Here is a 17,100-nt window from a genome sequence, read left to right as displayed (position 1 = left end):
AAAAAAACGAATAATATTAAATTCTAAATTTTTCTCAGTAACACTGAGAAAAATTCACCTTAATTGTGCATTGTGCATTGTGAATTGTGCATTAATAACAATCTTTCCTTATTAACTACTTAATTCAAATTTACTAAAGGCTTTTACAAACCTTCCTATATGCTCTTCATCATGCTTCACGCATAAAAACAATGCTTCAAATTGTGAAGGAGGAAGGTATATACCTTCTGATAGCATATGCTTAAAAAAGGCCTTATAAATTTCAGTGTTGCAGGTCATTACATCCTCATAGGTTTTAACCTGTGGACTTTCAGTGAAGAATAGTGTCATCATAGCTCCACAGCGATTAATTTTTATTTTTATTCCCTTTTCCTCTGCTACATTCTCTAAGAGCCTTTGAAGAGTATGTCCAATCCGCTCTAGGTGCTCATAGTAGCTTGGGTTGTAATATAGCTTTCTAAGGGTAGCGTAACCTGCAGCCATGACTATAGGATTTCCTGACATGGTTCCAGCTTGATAAACTCCTCCTAAAGGAGATAGATTTTCCATTATGTCTCTTCTTCCGCCATAGGCTCCGCAGGGAAGTCCTCCTCCCATGATCTTTGCATAGGTCACTAAATCTGGTTTTATATTGTAAAGGCTTTGAGCTCCTTTATAGGCTACCCTAAAGCCTGTCATTACTTCGTCAAATATAAGTAAGGTTTCATACTGATCACAAAGGCTCCTAAGCTCTTCTAGGAACTCCTTTTCTGCAGGTATAACCCCCATATTACCAGCTATGGGTTCTATTATCACCCCTGCTATGTGAGACCCTTGAGCTTCAAAAACCTCTCTTATGCTGTTAATATCATTAAACTTCGCCACTAAGGTGTTTTTTATACTTTCTTGTGGCACTCCTTTGCTGCCTGGAATACCTTCCGTTAGCACTCCTGAGCCTGCACTTACTAAGAAGCCATCAAAATGACCATGATAGCAGCCTGCAAATTTTAATATTTTGTCTCTGCCTGTATAGCCTCTTGCTAGCTTTATAGCGCTCATGGTAGCTTCTGTACCAGAGTTAACCATTCTTATCATTTCTACATTATCCAAGGTTTCACACATATGCTTTGAAAGCTTAAGCTCTAGCTCTGTAGGTGCTCCAAAGGCTATGGCACTTTCACTGGTTTCCTTTATGGCCTTTACTACATCATCATCACAATGGCCTAATAACATAGGCCCCCAGGCTCCTACAAAATCTATATACTCCTTACCCTCTTCATCATAAACATAGGGTCCTTCCCCTCTTTTTATAATTGGAGGATTCATTTCCATATCCTTAAAGGCTCTTACAGGACTATTCACTCCTCCTGGCATATACTTTTTGGATTCTTCAAATATCTCTGCGTTTCTCATTATAATTCCTCCTTAATCCAAGCTGAAGCTTGTATCGCATAATAGGTTATTATCATATCCGCTCCAGCTCTTTTTATAGAAAGCAACATTTCCATGGCAATAGCTCTTTCGTTTATATATCCTAACTGTGAGGCCGCTTTAACCATGGCATATTCTCCGCTTACGCTATAGGCTGCAATAGGATAGTCATATCTATCTCTTGCTGAGCGTATCACATCAAGATAGGATAGGGCTGGTTTTACCATGATTATATCTGCTCCTTCTTCGATATCCCCTTGAATTTCCCTCATAGCTTCTCTTAAGTTTGCTGGATCCATTTGATAGGTCTTTCTATCCCCAGATTTAGGAGCGGAATTTGCCGCTTCTCTAAAGGGACCATAAAAGGCTGAGCTATACTTAGCACTATAAGCCATTATGCCTACGCTTTCATATCCATTTTCATCTAATAGGTTTCTTATAGCTTCTACTCTTCCATCCATCATATCTGAAGGAGCTACCATGTCTGCCCCAGCCTCTGCATGTGATAGAGCTATTTTTGCAATGTATTCTAAAGTGCTATCATTATGAACCTCACCATCTCTTAATATGCCGCAGTGGCCATGGCTTGTATATTGGCACATGCATACATCCGTAATAACCCAAAGCTCTGGATAAAGCTCCTTTACCTTTTTTATAGCTTTTTGCACCACACCCTCAGCATTAAAAGCTTGGCTTCCACATTCATCCTTTTCCTCAGGCAGCCCAAATAATATTATACCCTTAATATTTGCATCTCTAGCCTGTTCCACAATCTCTTCAAGCCTATCTACGGAAAAGTGATAATTGCCTGGCAATGAGGCTATTTCTTCTTTTATGTTTTCCCCTTCTACTACAAAGATGGGGTATATAAAATCTTGTGGATTTAGCACTGTTTCTCTTACCAAGTCTCTTATTGCTGCTGTTTTTCTTAAATTTCTATTTCTTTTAACCATTTATTTTACTCCTTATGCTTTTGATTTCTTCTATTAATCCTTCTTCACTAGCCTCTTTGCACATAAAGGCCTCTATCCCATGACTTTCAAGCTCTCTGTTAGTTATAGGACCTATGGCTATAGAAATCTTCTCTTTTATTTTTTCTAGTCCTACAAGACTTATCATGTTCTTTACCGTAGAAGGACTTGTAAATATAATCACATCACATTCTTCAAAAGACTTAGGATTTTTAATATGTCCCTCATTGGTTTCGTAGATATTAATTCTATCCACTTCCTGACAGCATTTAGCTATCTCTTCCTGCAAATAGTTTCTGGCAATTTTAGAGCAAGGAATTAACACTTTATGGTGTTTTAAAAGCTTAGGCTTAATTTCCTCAAATAAGCTCTCACTATAGAACTCTTTACTCTCTAAGAAAGGCATTATTCCTCTTTCCTTTAGTGCCCTAGCAGTGGCTTTTCCGATAACCACGAATTCTCCTTTGATTTTTCTAAAATCTATAGAATTTCTTAACAAATAACTAAAGAAAGTATTAACAGCATTTACACTGGTCAAAACTATATAATCATAAAAAGGCAATTTAGACTCTACAGGTTTTAAATTTTCTGAGGTATCCACTATGTTTATGGAGTTTATCTCTGTTACCTCAGCACCTAAGTCCTTTAGCTTCCACTTTAAGGGTTCCGCCTGCTCCTTGCTTCTGGTGATGCATACATTTAATCCAAAGAGAGGCTTTCTTTCATACCAACTTAATTTTTCCTGAAGCTCTACTACCTGACCTACCACTATGATGCAGGGAGATTTTAACTCTGCTTCCTTAACTTTATGAGAAATACTTTCTAAGGTTCCTATGACTTTTTTCTGCTTTGAGGTGGTTCCTCTCATAACTACAGCACAGTGGCTGTCCTTAGCTTTGCCATGACCTATCAGATTAGAACATATATCTTCTATACTCTCTAAACCCATGAGAAATATTAAAGTTCCTTCTTCCTTAGCTAAGCTTTCCCAATTTACCTTTAGCATAGAGGCACTCATGCCTGTTATCACATGAAAGCTTTGAGCCTTTCCTCTAGAGGTCACCGGTATGCCTGCATAGTTAAGCACAGAAATGGCAGAGGTTATGCCTGGTACTACTTCAAAGGCTATTTCCTCTTCTATTAATGCCAAGGCCTCTTCCCCGCCTCTTCCAAAGACATAGGGATCTCCTCCTTTAATTCTACCTACCACATGACCTTCCTTAGCTAGCCTTACAATGCTTTCATTTATTTCTTCTTGAGTTTTATAGTGACAGCCTGGTTCCTTTCCACAATAATATATTTCACAATCTTCCCTTAAATAATTTAATATATTCCCTCCAATGAGCCTATCATAAAGTACCGCAGTACATTTTTTCATAGCATTAATAGCTTTTAAGGTTAATAACTCCTCATCTCCAGGACCTGCTCCAATTATATAAACCATCTATAGTGCTCCCTTCAATATTTTTTCTGCTAGAAGCTCTCCTAATCTTAGATGCTCCTCTTTCTTGCCTAGGATATCCTTTTTAACTATATGGTTTCCTACTTCAAAGGTTCCTACCATATATAGGTCTTCTCCCTGTAAAACTCCATAGGCTCCTATTAATGAGTGGCACCCGCCATTTAATCTTCTCATAAAGCTTCTCTCTGCCTCTACACAAAGCCTCACTTCTTTATTATCTAGGGATTCAAACACTTCTCTATATTCCGTTTCCTTAAGTATCTCCACTCCTAAAGCTCCCTGTCCTACTGCGGGCACGAATTCAAAGGGGTCAAAATAGTTAGTTATTATCTCTTCCATGCCCAATCTTTTTAGTCCTGCTGCTGCTAGTATTATACCGTCTAGATTTTCCTTTTGAATTTTAGATATTCTTGTTTCTACATTGCCTCTTATAGGCACTATGTTTAAATCTGGTCTCATGAGCTTTAGCTGAGCACTTCTTCTTATACTGCTTGTTCCTACCTTAGCGCCTTTAGGCAAAGCTTCAAAGGGTACTCCATTCATGGAAACAAAGGCATCTCTTACATCTTCTCTAATAGGCATAGCCGCAATTTTGAAGCTGTCTCCTACTTCATAAGGCACATCCTTCATGCTATGAACAGCTCCCTCTATATCTCCATGAAGCAGTGCAAACTCTATTTCTTTTATGAATAGTCCCTTACCTCCGATTTTATCTAGGGTAACATCTAATCTGCTATCTCCCTCTGTCTGAATAAGAACCTTTTCAAAGTCAAAATCATACTTTTCTTTTAATCTACTTATAATATAATCTGTTTGTATTTGAGCCAGCTTACTTTTTCTAGTTCCAATCCTTATATTCATTTACTCTCCTCCAAAAATTTTCTCACTGATTTCTTCACCAAAAAACATAGTAATTATAAGTCTTTCTTTTTCTTTTTTATGAAAATATTCAAAATCTTCCGAAACCAAAAAATTTATTATATTCTCTTTATGTTCTAGTGCTTTAGCATTATTTCTAAGCTTTGTTATATATCCTATAAACTCATCATATTCTTCTAGTTGCTTGGTAACTTTACCCATTATCATTTTGGTAGCTCTAGGATTTCCCCCAGAGGTATGGAGGCTAAAGCATAAATTTTCACCTCTATACTGAGTAGGCATAAGAGCCATGCCCTCTTTGAAATCACTGCAATTTATATATATCTTGTGGTGATCTTCACAGTGCTTTATCGCTTCCTCTAAGGCTTCTCCTGGCTCTAAGGCTAAAATCACTATATGCTTATCCATTATAAAAGCTTTATCATAGACTCCTTTTATGATTTTTAGCTTCTCATCAGCTATAGCTTTAAAATCCTCTGCAAAATCCTTTGACAGTACCTCTACACTGCAGCCTTTTTCTAAGAAGTTTTTAACCTTTATCAGTGCCGCTCTTCCTCCTCCTACTACTCCTACCTTAACTTTGGTAGAAATTAAGGATATTTGAAGAAAATCCATTATTCCCTGAGAAATATCTTTTCTAGTATCCTCATGCACTCGTTACCACATCCCCTTAATTTCTCTTCCTTAAGAACCTCTATGGCTCTGTTTACATAAGCATCTGAAGTGCTCTTTATCAGCGTTATCGCTAATTCCTGATCTTCTAAGCTCTTACTTTTACTTTTATAGCTCTGAACTCTTTCCTTATATATAGCCTCACCATAAGCTTTTATGTTCTTAATATGAGGTGCTATTTCTCTAAGCTCAATCCACTGCTTATATTCTTCAATGAAGGTTTCAATTATATGCCTACAGCTATTCATTCTTTCTTCTCTAAGTCTTTTGTTCTCGTCATCTAAGGCGCTTATATAATCTATATCAAAAAGCCTTATATTAGGCAATTCTCCTATATCAGTCTCTACATCCCTAGGTACTGCTAAGTCAAAGATAGCCAAGGCTTTATTTCCAGGTATCTCTTCCTTCCTAAGCACTGTATGAGGTGCGCTTGTACAGCTTATAATACAATCTACAAATTCTATATAATCATTTTTTTCATTAAAATCTATAATTTCTACTCTTTCATCCTCTAAAGTTAAAACTTTTTTATTTCTTACTACCACATAGAGCTTTTCTGTATCCTCTGATAAAATATATTTTGCTGCTAGTGTTCCCACTTCTCCAAAACCTATGAGCATATAGTTCTTTGCCTTAAATCTTTTAGCCATTTTACAAGCAATAGAAGCTGAGGAAACAGGTATTTCATACAAATTAGCCTGTTGTCTAAATCTTTTGCCACAAGCAATGGCCTCTTGAAACAATCTTCCTAATTCTCCCTGAGAAGCTCCCTCCTCTAGTGAATCCTTGTAGGCTTCTTTTAATTGGCTCAATATCTGGTCTTCTCCTAGAATCTTGGATTTAAAACCACAGCTTAACTCCATCAAATGTGTAATCAATTCATCATGGTTAATATGAGACATATAGTCCATTAGGTTCTTATCCCAGTTACAGATATTAAAGATACATTCTATTAACTCTTCATATGCTTTATCAGAATTTGCATAGATCTCTGTTCTATTGCAAGTAGATAAAATTATTATCTCTTTACATATTTCCAAAAGCCCTTCCCTGAGCATGCTTTGTCTCTTCTTGCTCAAAGATAGTTTTTCCCTTATATCTAAAGGTAAGTCCTGCTGAATTAACACCGCTTGCATCAATGCAATCCCTCCAAATAAAAATTAAAGCCTTTACCCAAGTGGTAAAGGCGTATAGGCATATAAATATACATAAAGGCATAATAAGTACGCAAAAACAGGTAATGCCTCTTAGTTATCTACATAGCCATTTTCCCGCCCTCCGAGGGATTAGCTAGTTATAGGCAGGTCTCCTGACTTACAGGTCTTCCTCCTCTCACCTTCCCAGATATATAAATATCCAGTGGTCGAGATTCGTCTCTGTTACAGTAGCGGGGGCTGTAATGGATTCTCACCATTTTCCCTTTTAAACTCTACGAAAGAGTACCTAAAACTTTTAATATTCCATTTATATTGATAATTAAATTCTATATCATAGATTAAAAAATTTCAATGCTTTTATTTTTATACATCTATAAGTTGCAGTTATATTCCGTTTTTCTATAGTAGATTTTATGCTAAAATATATATAACAATATTTTAGGAGTGAGCATAATGGATATTTTATTAAAAAATAAAGTAGATAATCTTCTTCAGAACTACGAAACTATTTATTCTCATCATAAATGGACCTCAAAGCTTATTGTGGAATTTGCTGCTCTTATCTACACCTTAAAGAAAAAAGACTTTAATGATGATGACTTTGAAGAATTACAAAAATATATAAAGGACAATACTGGAGCTTTCTCTAGCTATAGGAGTTACCATCTTTTCATCATATCTACCCTACTTTTAACTTCTGTTAACGACCCCAAAAGTGCCTTTAAGGATTTAATTTCTCTAGAGGATAAGATGAAGCAGCAAGGCTTTAAGAAAAATAATTATTCCAGCATAGCTGCCTTTTCAATTCTCACCTCCTCAGAAATAGGTGACTGGAACGGAAGGATAAGTAAAAGCTATACTTTATATGAAAGCATGAAAAGCAACCACTTTTGGCTCACAGGTTATAGTGACTACCCCATGGCAGCCTTGCTAAGTGCTTCTGACAAGGATACAAGAACGCTTACAACTGAAATGGAAGAATGCTATTCAAGATTAGTAGCTGAAGGTTTTTCAAAAAGTGATGGACTACAATTACTATCTCATATGCTGGTATTAAGTCCTAAAAGTACAGAAGAAAAGGTAACTACTTGTGTTAAACTCCACAGATACTTTAAGGAAGAAGGCATCAAAATATATTCTAACTGCTATGAAATGTTTGGCTTCCTTTGTCTTTTAGAGGATTATGCGGAAGAGTCAGCCACTAAGGTAGTAGAGCTTTATAATCACCTAAAGAGCGTAAAAGCCTTTAAATGGTCTGGAAAAGAGATCAATCTTATGTTCTCTATTTCCCTTATTAGTGAGGATTATATAGATAAGCTTAAAAATGGTGAGATTGTAGGTACTACCTTTAGTACTTCTATAGAAACCTTAATAGCTGCTCAAAATGCGGCCATTGCTGGTACTGTAGCAGCTTCGGCAGCAGCGGCTTCTAGTTCTAGTTCCTAAATTTAAAGGGGTCGCTTCTCTTGCAAAATGTTCTTGATAGTTAATGTGACTATAATTATAGACAATATTGTTGCTTTTAATCATTACCACTATTTTTCAAAGGATTTTTATGTTAAGTGTTGAATGTAATACAGGTGAACTTAAAGAAGGTGAAAGTACATGAATATCGAAAAATTAATTAATGATCTTGCAAAAAATATAGCAAAGACGGTGCTGAATAAAAAAGAGGAAAGTATCGAAAAAATAAATTTAAGTAATATTGGTTCTGGAGATATTCTTCGGATTATTCTTAAACGCCTTGTCAATGATGGGGATTATAATAAAGCTGAAAATATACTTTTTGAGGCAATAAACAAAAATAATACAGAAGAAATTTATCAAATTGCATTTGACTTTTATAACACATTACTTGAAAAGAGTGATGAAGAATTAGAAAAAGGAAATTTTACAAGTGAAGAGATTTATCAGGGGATAGAAGATATAAAAAGTATATATTTTAAAACAGATAAATACAATTAAATTCTAAGTTAATAAATGTAAGGTTTAAATGCATAGAAAGTTTGGATTAGAAAATGCGGGACCCGAAAGTCCCGCAAATTCTGTAGAAAGCTTGTGCCAATGGCCCTATTTTCATAATCGATTCTTATTGTAAGACAAAAATGAGTGGATCAAACTACTTTTTAGAGTAGTTTTGCGACACTTCCTTCATATAAAATTCTACCTTTGTTCAAAATAGTTTATATAACAACCCCTGGATTTTCAGCACCTGCTGAACCTATATTACATAGCTCTCTTAATACCTCTGCAAATAACTCATACAATTCTTTGAGCTGTTCAATATCATTAATTACACCAGTAACCATAAAACAAAGCTCATCCACATCCTCTGGAAAGCTAGTGCTAAAGTAGCCCTCATCATCCTTTATTTCAAGATTGATTTCACGCTGATCTTGTATTAAAGCTCTTACGCGTTCATTAGAAAATAACCGTTTTACTTTTTCTTCACTGTTGCCTTTTATTATAAACTCTTCATCAAAACTATCATGGCCCACATTAATATCCTGCATGCCTAAAAGCTTTCCTAATCCACTAAATATACCACTTCTATATATCTTAAAGTAAAAGTTATCACGATTTACAAAGGGTGCTCTCATCCTGGTGTAAGTTATAGAGGTTCTTCCTGCAGATACTACATAGGTATCTAATACAACAATCCAGTTATCTATCCGTGCCTCTACCCTATCTCCCTTCCATATCCCGTTATCAACATAACTTGCTTTAATTTCTTCTGCTAGCTTACTCCAAATTTCCTTTTTGCTTGGACCAAATAATCCCATAAAAAATCCCCCTTAATATTTTTTCATGAAAAACTCAAACATTATGCAATATTCATAATTCTATTATGAGTTATTATATACTATATTTCAAGTTAACTTAACACATAATATTACCTTATATTTCTAATATCATACTCCTAGAACTTATTTATAGGATATTACTTCATCATACCTCTATTTATCTCTAGTTTTCTTCATAAATATAAGAACCAGTTATCTCTTGCTTATAAAAAGATAATTGGTTCTTATTAAAATAGTATATAAAAATTTTTCACTTTTAAATCAGAGAAAGCCTATTATAGTTCTTCTCCATTGCTCTCAATAACTTTTTTGTACCAATGGAAACTCTTCTTTCTAGATCTTTCTAAGGTTCCATTTCCCTCATTGTCTTTATCAACATATATGAACCCATAGCGTTTCTTCATTTCGCCAGTGCCTGCACTAATTAAATCAATGCATCCCCAGGGTGTATACCCCATAAGATCTACACCATCAATTGTTACGGCCTTCTTCATTTCAGTTATATGTCTTCTTAAATAGTCAATTCTAAAATCATCATTAATAGAACCGTCTTCCTCAATCTTATCAACAGCTCCCAACCCATTTTCAACAACAAACAGTGGTATTTGATAACGGTCATACAGATTATTTAGTGAAATTCTAAGGCCTTCTGGATCAACCTGCCATCCCCAATCAGATGCTATTAAGTAAGGATTTTTCAGCCCCCCTAACACATTACCACTTGTAGTATTCTCCTGTTCAGGCTTTGAATTAATTACTAAAGACATATAATAACTAAATCCAATGTAATCTACACAGCCATCTCTTAATATTTCTTCATCCTCTGCTTCCATCTTTATATTAATATTATTTATTTCAAAATAGCGCGTCATATAATTTGGATAGTAGCCCCTTACCTGCACATCTGAGAAGAAGTAATGCTTATTCATCGCTTCATTAGCAACCTGCACATCCTTTGGATTACAAGTTTCAGGATAAATTAGAGGATAAAGAATCATACAGCCAATTTTAAAGTCAGGATTAATTTCATGACCAAGTTTAACAGCTTTTGCACTTGCAATAAATTGATGATGAGCAGCTTGATAACAAACTTGTTCTTTATTTTCATTATCTTTAAACTTAATCCCTGCAGGTCTAAATGGATTTATTGAAATTACGTTTATTTCATTGAAAGTCATCCAATATTTAACCTTATTCTTATATCTAGTGAATATTACCTTACAGTAATTTAAATAGAAATCCACCAGCTTACGATCTCTCCATGCTCCATATTTTTCTACCAAACCGTAAGGCATCTCATAGTGAGAAATTGTAACCACCGGTTCAATGCCATATTTTATACATTCATCAAATAAGTTATCATAAAATTTTAAACCTTCTTCATTTGGCTCTGTCTCATCACCATTAGGGAAAATTCTTGTCCAAGCAATTGAAGTTCTAAAGCATTTGAAGCCCATCTCAGCAAATAGAGCAATATCATCTTTATAGCGATGGAAAAAATCTATAGCTTCATGGGATGGGTAATAAGTTCCTTCCACAACTACATCAGTATATTCACGCTGCTTATCTACAGCACCTGCTGTACCAACATCTGCAATGCTTACCCCCTTTCCGTCAGCATTCCATGCTCCTTCACACTGGTTAGCAGCCACTGCTCCTCCCCATAAAAATCCTTCTGGAAATTGATTTATATTATTATTCATAGTTATTCTCCTTTTATAAACTAATTTATAATTCGTAAATATTACCTGTTCATTATATATCGTAAATTTACACTTTCTTTAAAGCTAATTATGCCAAATCTTCGCCATTGGTTTCTATAACTTTCTTATACCAATAAAAGCTCTTCTTTCTTGATCTTTTCAATGTTCCTGTACCGTCATTTTCTTTATCGACATGTATAAATCCGTAGCGCTTTTTCATTTCCCCAGTTCCTGCACTTACAAGGTCAATACATCCCCATGGAGTATATCCCCATAATTCAACTCCATCAGCAATAGCCTCTTTCATTTCCTCAATGTGAGCTTTTAAGTAAGCAATTCTATAATCATCATTTATTGATCCATCTTCTTCTATCATATCAACAGCACCTAAACCATTCTCAACAACCATCATTGGAATTTGATATCTATTATAAAGCTTGTTTAAAGTTATTCTTAATCCCTTAGGATCGATTAGCCATCCCCATTCACTAGCTTTTAAATACGGGTTCTTTATCCCTCTTGCTAAATTTCCAGTAGTACTTTCTACATCAGGATTTGCACTTAAGCAACTTGATGAATAATAACTAAATGTATAGAAGTCAACACAACCATTTTTAAGTGTTTCTAAGTCTCCTTCCTCCATTTTAATTTCTATATTATTTTCTCTAAAGAAACGCTTTGCTAAACCTGAGTATTTTCCTCTTACTTGGACATCAGCACATAAAAAATTATTAAATTCTTCTTTTTGCTGTGCTAATAAGATATCATCTGGATTGCAAGTATATGGATACTGAGTAACATTAGCTACCATACAACCAATTTTAAAGTCTTTATTTATCGAATGGCCTAGTTGAACTGCTTTAGCACTAGCAACAAACTGGTGATGAAGAGCTTGAAAACATTCAGGTAAATGATAATCTTCATAATCTGAGAGCTTTATTTCTCTAATTCCATCAAACAATAATCCTCCACCTAAGAATGCAGCAGCTCCTCCATGGGTTAAAATATTTATTTCATTAAATGTTAACCAATATTTAACTACATCTTTATATCTCGTAAATATAGTTTTACAATATCTTAAATAGCAATCAATAACTTGTCTATCTAACCAACCATTAAATTTCTTTGTTAATCCATATGGGGTTTCATAATGAGAAATAGTTACTAGTGGTTCAATTTTGTATTTCTTTAATTCATTAAAAACATCATCATAGAACTTTAAACCTTCCTCATTAGGTTCTAGCTCATCTCCATTAGGAAATATTCTCGTCCAATTAATAGACATTCTAAATGTTTTAAAACCCATTTCAGCAAAAAGAGCTATATCTTCTTTATATCTATGATAAAAATCGATAGCTTCATGGCTTGGATAGTAAGCTCCTTCTTCTAATTCAGTAGTTATTCTCCTAGCAGAATTATAAGTTCCACCTGTCAACATGTCTGATGTACTTAATCCTTTTCCACCTTCTCTATATCCACCTTCAAACTGATTTGCAGCAGTAGCTCCCCCCACAAGAATCCTTTTGGGAACTTCATATCTGTACTCTTCATAATTTAGCCCTCCAAATCCTTAATTATACTTATTCTAAATCCTCACCATTACTTTCAATAACTCTCTTATACCAATAGAAGCTCTTCTTTCTTGATCTAGCCAAACTTCCATTACCTTCATTGTCCTTATCTACATAAATGAAGTCATAACGTTTCTTCATTTCACCTGTTGATGCACTCACTAAATCGATACAACCCCAAGGTGTATATCCCATTAATTCTACACCATCTTCGTTAACTGCATCCTTCATAGCCTTTATGTGTGATCTTAAATATTCAATACGATAGTCATCTTCTACATATCCATTTTCATCAGGCTTATCCACAGCACCTAATCCGTTTTCCACAATGAATAGTGGTTTTTGATAGCGATCATACAATGAGTTCATAGTAATTCTAAGTCCTAGGGGATCAATCTGCCATCCCCATTCACTTGCTTTAAGGTATGGATTTTTTAATGTAGCAAATACATTTCCTTCAGTTTTTGCATTTACCTTCGGATCTGCACTTGTAAGACGTGAAGAATAATAACTAAAAGAAATAAAATCAACTGTATTATTCTTCAATAGATCCTCATCACCATCTTCTATCTCCAAGGTAATATTCTTTTTTTCAAGCATCTTCTTTGCATAGTTTGGATATTCTCCACGGGATTGAACATCTATAAAGAAGTAGTTTTCTCTATCCTTTTCCATAGATTTCCACACATCTTCTGGTGCACAAGTATTTGCATAGGTATTTGCCGCTGCCAGCATACATCCAATTCTGAAATTAGGATTTATTTTACGAGCTATTTTAGTAGCTTTCGCACTGGCTACAAGCTGATAGTGTGCTGCTTGATATTTAACTGCCTCTTCATTTTCACCTTCTTCAAATGCTAATCCCGCTCCAACAAAGGGTAAATGCAGCAGCATATTAATTTCATTAAATGTAAGCCAATATTTAACCTTGTTTTTATATCTATTAAATATAACCTCACATAATCTTTCATAATAATCTACCATCTTTCGACTTCTCCAAGAACCTATTGTTTTTACCAGATTCATTGGCACATCAAAGTGAGTAATTGTTACTAATGGCTCAATACCATATTTTAAGCACTCATCAAACAATGCATCGTAAAACTTCAACCCTTCTTCATTTGGTTTTGCGTCGTCCCCATTTGGGAATATACGAGCCCATGAAAGTGATAATCTGAAGCATTTAAAGCCCATTTCAGCAAATAGGGCTATATCTTCCTTATAATTATGATAAAAATCAATTGCTTCATGATTAGGATAATAGTGTTCATTATCACATTCTGTCATTTTCATTTTGCCAAGTGCAACTGGAAACCTGTCTTTGCCTGCCGGAATTACATCAACTGTTGATAATCCTTTATTACCTTCTAAATATCCACCTTCACATTGATTAGCCGCAGTAGCGCCCCCCATAAAAAGCCTTCTGGTAATCTATTCACAGTCTAATTCTCCTCTCATATTTATTACAATTGTAAAATTTAAGCATAGAAGCCTTGTTCTATGCTTAAATTTCTATTAAATCATTACTGTCAACAAATTGTCTTCAAAGTTTATGTTCTTCTTGTCTGTTTCAATAATATCTAAATAGCTACTGGAATTTGTTATTATTATAGGTGTTATTAAAGAATAACCCTCTTTTTCTATAGCTTTAATATCAAATTCTAAAAGTTCTTGTCCAACTCTTATTTCATCCCCTTGCTTTACTTTAGGAGTAAAATGCTTACCTTCCAATTGTACTGTATCCATTCCTATATGAATAAGAATTTCAGCACCACTTTTACTTGTAATTCCTATAGCATGAGCTGTTGGAAATAGTGTTGTCACAACACCATCTACTGGAGCTACTACTTTACCTTCTGATGGTTCAATAGCAACACCTTTACCTAATGCTCCCTTAGAAAATGCCTCATCCTTTACTACTGCTAAAGGTTTAACTTCACCTTTTAATGGGCTTACTATTATTTCTTGTTTCACTAAATTAGATTCATTTTTTTCTTCATTTTTTACAGCGCTTTCTTCATCCTTATAGCTGAAGAAAACTAATATGAAACCTACTATAAAGCTTACTATTGGAGCGATAATTGCACCATAGAATCCCATATCAAATCCATTTGGACCAAGCTTACCCGGTATTCCAAAAATACCCAATCCCCCCATCATATATGTGCTAGTTCCCATAGCTCCTAAAATACCACCACCTACGGCAGCACCTACGCAGCTTAGAATGAATGGCTTCTTTCTAGGCAATGAAATTCCGTATATTGCTGGTTCTGTAACACCAAAGATACCTGAAATAAATGCTGGCAAACCTAATGATTTTAGCTTTTTATCCTTTGTTTTAAGCATAATAGCCAATACTACACCTATCTGAGCAAAAGAAGCTCCAAAAGAAAGTGCAATAATAGGATCATGTTTAAGTACTGCTAAATTGTTTATCGCTATAGGTACAAGACCCCAATGCAATCCAAAGATAACAAATACTTGCCAAAATCCACCTAAGAATATTCCTGCAATAGCAGGGCTTAAATTATATATTGAAAGCGTTGCAGCACCTAATATCTTACCTAACCAAGTTGCAACAGGTCCGATAACTATAAATGCTAAAGGTACAGTAACAATCAATGTAAAGAATGGAACAAGGAAGCTTTTAACAACATCTGGTACTACTTTTTTGAAGAAACCTTCTATTTTAGCTCCTACATAGGTTGATAAAATTATAGGAATAACACTGGATGCATAACTCATTAATATTACTGGAATGCCTAAGAAAGTTAAGTAAACGGGTGACTGAATTATTGTGCCACTAAACAAGGTATATAGTGGTTTACCTGCAGTTAAACTAGCTATTGCAGGATAAACAAGCGATGCTCCTATTGCCATTCCTGTAAATTCTTTTAACTTAAATTTCTTAGCTGATGTATATCCTAAGAAAATTGGGAAGAAATAAAATAAGCAGTCTCCTATTGCATTTAAAATAATATAAGTGCCTGATTTAGGATTTAATATATGAAAAGCTACTAATAGTGCATTAATACCTTTAATCATACCAGTTGCACTTAATAAACCAAGAGTTGGTTGAAATACTCCTGAAACAATATCGATAAATTTATTAAATGCATTTAATTTTTCGGTGGAACCTTCTTCTGATGATGTCTGAAACCCACCAATGGCAACTACATCAGCATACACATCAGGTACATGGTTACCAATAACTACTTGATATTGCCCGCCGCTTTTTACCACAGTTACAACACCATCCATATTCTTTAAAACCTCTGTATTTGCTTTACTCTCATCTTTTAATTTAAAACGTAAACGTGTAATACAGTGAGTTAAGCTATTAACATTTTCCTTGCCGCCAACATTTTTTATAATGTCTTTAGCTAGCTTTTCATATTTCATGATGATCTCTCCTCTTTTATTATTTTTTTATAAAAAAAGCGAGCCCCAACAGATAGCATAATTTTTATACTATCTATTTTGGTCTCGCCTGCTTTACCAGTAACAATCCAAAATTATTCAATTTATCTTTGAGTTACACGCTGAATATGGACAGTCAAATATAATTTTTCCTCGTCCGACAGCTCTGTGTCTAAATATTTTTCTATTTTGAGCATACACTCATATGCTTTTTTATACTTTATTTTAACTTTTCTTAGCAAATAATCCTCTTCTGCTTCTACTATTTCTTTTTTATGAGGTCTTTGGAAAAAGAACCTTAAATGTGTGACAAATCTTTCATAGCTGATGGATTTTTCATCAAGTACGATACCATAGGTATACGTAACAATGCTTAAAATATCTTGTATTTTCTTAGTATGTTCAGCTATATTTCCAACTTTGTTATAAGAACTATTTACTTGAGCATTTATTAGATGAAGAGCTATATTACCAGCTTCATCTTCTGAAAGCTTTTTGCCAAACTCCTCTTCAATAAACTCTAGTGCCTTTAAGCCAACTTGAAATTCCTTGGGATAAAATTTCTTAATTTCCCAAATAAGCGGATTAACACTTTTTAAACCTTCATCAAGCATTTTAAATACATTGTAAATATGATCAGTGAGGGTCACATATATATAGTCATTTAGCTTGCCACCTAATATATTTTTTGCGTATTCAATGATGTCATAGCATAATGAAACATATTCTGAGGGAACATCTTCTAATAATAATTTAAATTTTTCTGAAGCATCTTTTTGTTTAAGAATAAAGGTTTTCTCAATTAATTTTTCATCTACTTTTTCTCCTGTACTCTTTTTAAATGCAATTCCACATCCCATAACAACAAATTCATGATTATCCGAATCCTTAGCCACTATGGCATTATTATTAAATATCTTTTTTATTATCATCCTATCCCCCTCCCTACATATTAATTTAAAATATAAAAACCCTAACCAATAAGAAAAGCACCATCTCTTTTCGTATTGGTTAAGGTATCGCCTGATCTAGTCAGTAACAATCCAATATT

Annotated in this window: 14 protein-coding genes and 1 riboswitch; of the genes, 2 read left to right on the top strand and 12 right to left on the bottom strand. The window is 34.4% G+C overall.

Going from position 1 to position 17,100, the window contains the following annotated elements:
• Positions 1-111: 111 nt before the first annotated feature.
• From hemL to hemA, 6 genes are read right to left on the bottom strand one after another with little or no spacing between them, the layout of a single operon-like run.
• Positions 112-1,392 carry a glutamate-1-semialdehyde 2,1-aminomutase gene (gene hemL, locus BN2665_RS19360; protein WP_055668759.1) on the bottom strand — a complete coding sequence of 427 codons (1,281 nt, stop codon included), beginning with the start codon at positions 1,390-1,392 and terminating at the stop codon, positions 112-114.
• Positions 1,392-2,363: a porphobilinogen synthase gene (hemB, locus tag BN2665_RS19355; protein WP_055668758.1), complete on the bottom strand. Its 972-nt coding sequence runs from the start codon at positions 2,361-2,363 to the stop codon at positions 1,392-1,394. Before hemB ends, hemL begins: the two co-directional genes overlap by 1 nt.
• A complete protein-coding gene (gene cobA / locus BN2665_RS19350) occupies positions 2,356-3,825 on the bottom strand; it encodes a uroporphyrinogen-III C-methyltransferase (RefSeq protein ID WP_055668757.1) in 1,470 nt (489 codons plus the stop codon). Before cobA ends, hemB begins: the two co-directional genes overlap by 8 nt.
• The gene (gene hemC, locus BN2665_RS19345; protein WP_055668756.1) at positions 3,826-4,704 is read right to left on the bottom strand and encodes a hydroxymethylbilane synthase; all 879 of its coding nucleotides are present in this window, start codon (positions 4,702-4,704) and stop codon (positions 3,826-3,828) included. It lies immediately after the preceding gene.
• A complete protein-coding gene (locus tag BN2665_RS19340) occupies positions 4,705-5,376 on the bottom strand; it encodes an NAD(P)-dependent oxidoreductase (RefSeq protein WP_055668755.1) in 672 nt (223 codons plus the stop codon).
• Positions 5,337-6,530, bottom strand: coding sequence for a glutamyl-tRNA reductase (gene hemA / locus BN2665_RS19335; RefSeq protein WP_055668754.1), 1,194 nt, complete (start codon positions 6,528-6,530; stop codon positions 5,337-5,339). Before hemA ends, BN2665_RS19340 begins: the two co-directional genes overlap by 40 nt.
• Positions 6,531-6,676: 146 nt before the next feature.
• A riboswitch (cobalamin riboswitch) is annotated at positions 6,677-6,856 on the bottom strand.
• Positions 6,857-7,004: 148 nt separating this feature from the next.
• On the opposite strand from hemA, the gene BN2665_RS19330 reads away from it, so the two are divergent.
• Together BN2665_RS19330 and BN2665_RS19325 are read left to right on the top strand one after the other, a co-directional pair.
• The gene (locus tag BN2665_RS19330; RefSeq protein ID WP_055668753.1) at positions 7,005-7,997 is read left to right on the top strand and encodes a DUF4003 family protein; all 993 of its coding nucleotides are present in this window, start codon (positions 7,005-7,007) and stop codon (positions 7,995-7,997) included.
• A gap of 159 nt (positions 7,998-8,156) precedes the next feature.
• Positions 8,157-8,516, top strand: a complete 360-nt coding sequence (locus tag BN2665_RS19325; RefSeq protein ID WP_055668752.1) for a DUF6483 family protein — start codon at positions 8,157-8,159, stop codon at positions 8,514-8,516.
• Positions 8,517-8,734: 218 nt separating this feature from the next.
• Here the strand turns inward: BN2665_RS19325 and BN2665_RS19320 are convergent, their stop codons facing one another.
• The 6 genes from BN2665_RS19320 to licT all read right to left on the bottom strand — a co-directional run bounded on the left by BN2665_RS19320 (position 8,735) and on the right by licT (position 16,981).
• Positions 8,735-9,334 (bottom strand): hypothetical protein, encoded by a 600-nt coding sequence (locus tag BN2665_RS19320; protein WP_055668751.1) that lies wholly within the window; start codon positions 9,332-9,334, stop codon positions 8,735-8,737.
• 296 nt (positions 9,335-9,630) lie between these two features.
• Complete coding sequence (locus tag BN2665_RS19315) at positions 9,631-11,058, bottom strand: 6-phospho-beta-glucosidase (RefSeq protein ID WP_055668750.1); 1,428 nt, start codon at positions 11,056-11,058, stop codon at positions 9,631-9,633.
• Positions 11,059-11,146: 88 nt separating this feature from the next.
• A complete protein-coding gene (locus BN2665_RS19310) occupies positions 11,147-12,571 on the bottom strand; it encodes a glycoside hydrolase family 1 protein (RefSeq protein WP_423229872.1) in 1,425 nt (474 codons plus the stop codon).
• Positions 12,572-12,638: 67 nt separating this feature from the next.
• Positions 12,639-14,042, bottom strand: a complete 1,404-nt coding sequence (locus BN2665_RS19305) for a 6-phospho-beta-glucosidase (protein WP_055668748.1) — start codon at positions 14,040-14,042, stop codon at positions 12,639-12,641.
• Positions 14,043-14,144: 102 nt separating this feature from the next.
• Positions 14,145-16,031, bottom strand: coding sequence for a beta-glucoside-specific PTS transporter subunit IIABC (locus BN2665_RS19300; protein WP_055668747.1), 1,887 nt, complete (start codon positions 16,029-16,031; stop codon positions 14,145-14,147).
• Between the two features lie 122 nt (positions 16,032-16,153).
• Positions 16,154-16,981, bottom strand: a complete 828-nt coding sequence (licT, locus tag BN2665_RS19295) for a BglG family transcription antiterminator LicT (protein ID WP_055668746.1) — start codon at positions 16,979-16,981, stop codon at positions 16,154-16,156.
• Positions 16,982-17,100 lie beyond the last annotated feature (119 nt).

Origin of the sequence: Desnuesiella massiliensis (assembly GCF_001403615.1) — a bacterium.
Lineage (GTDB): Bacteria > Bacillota > Clostridia > Clostridiales > Clostridiaceae > Desnuesiella > Desnuesiella massiliensis.
This window is presented reverse-complemented; position numbering and strand designations above follow the sequence as displayed.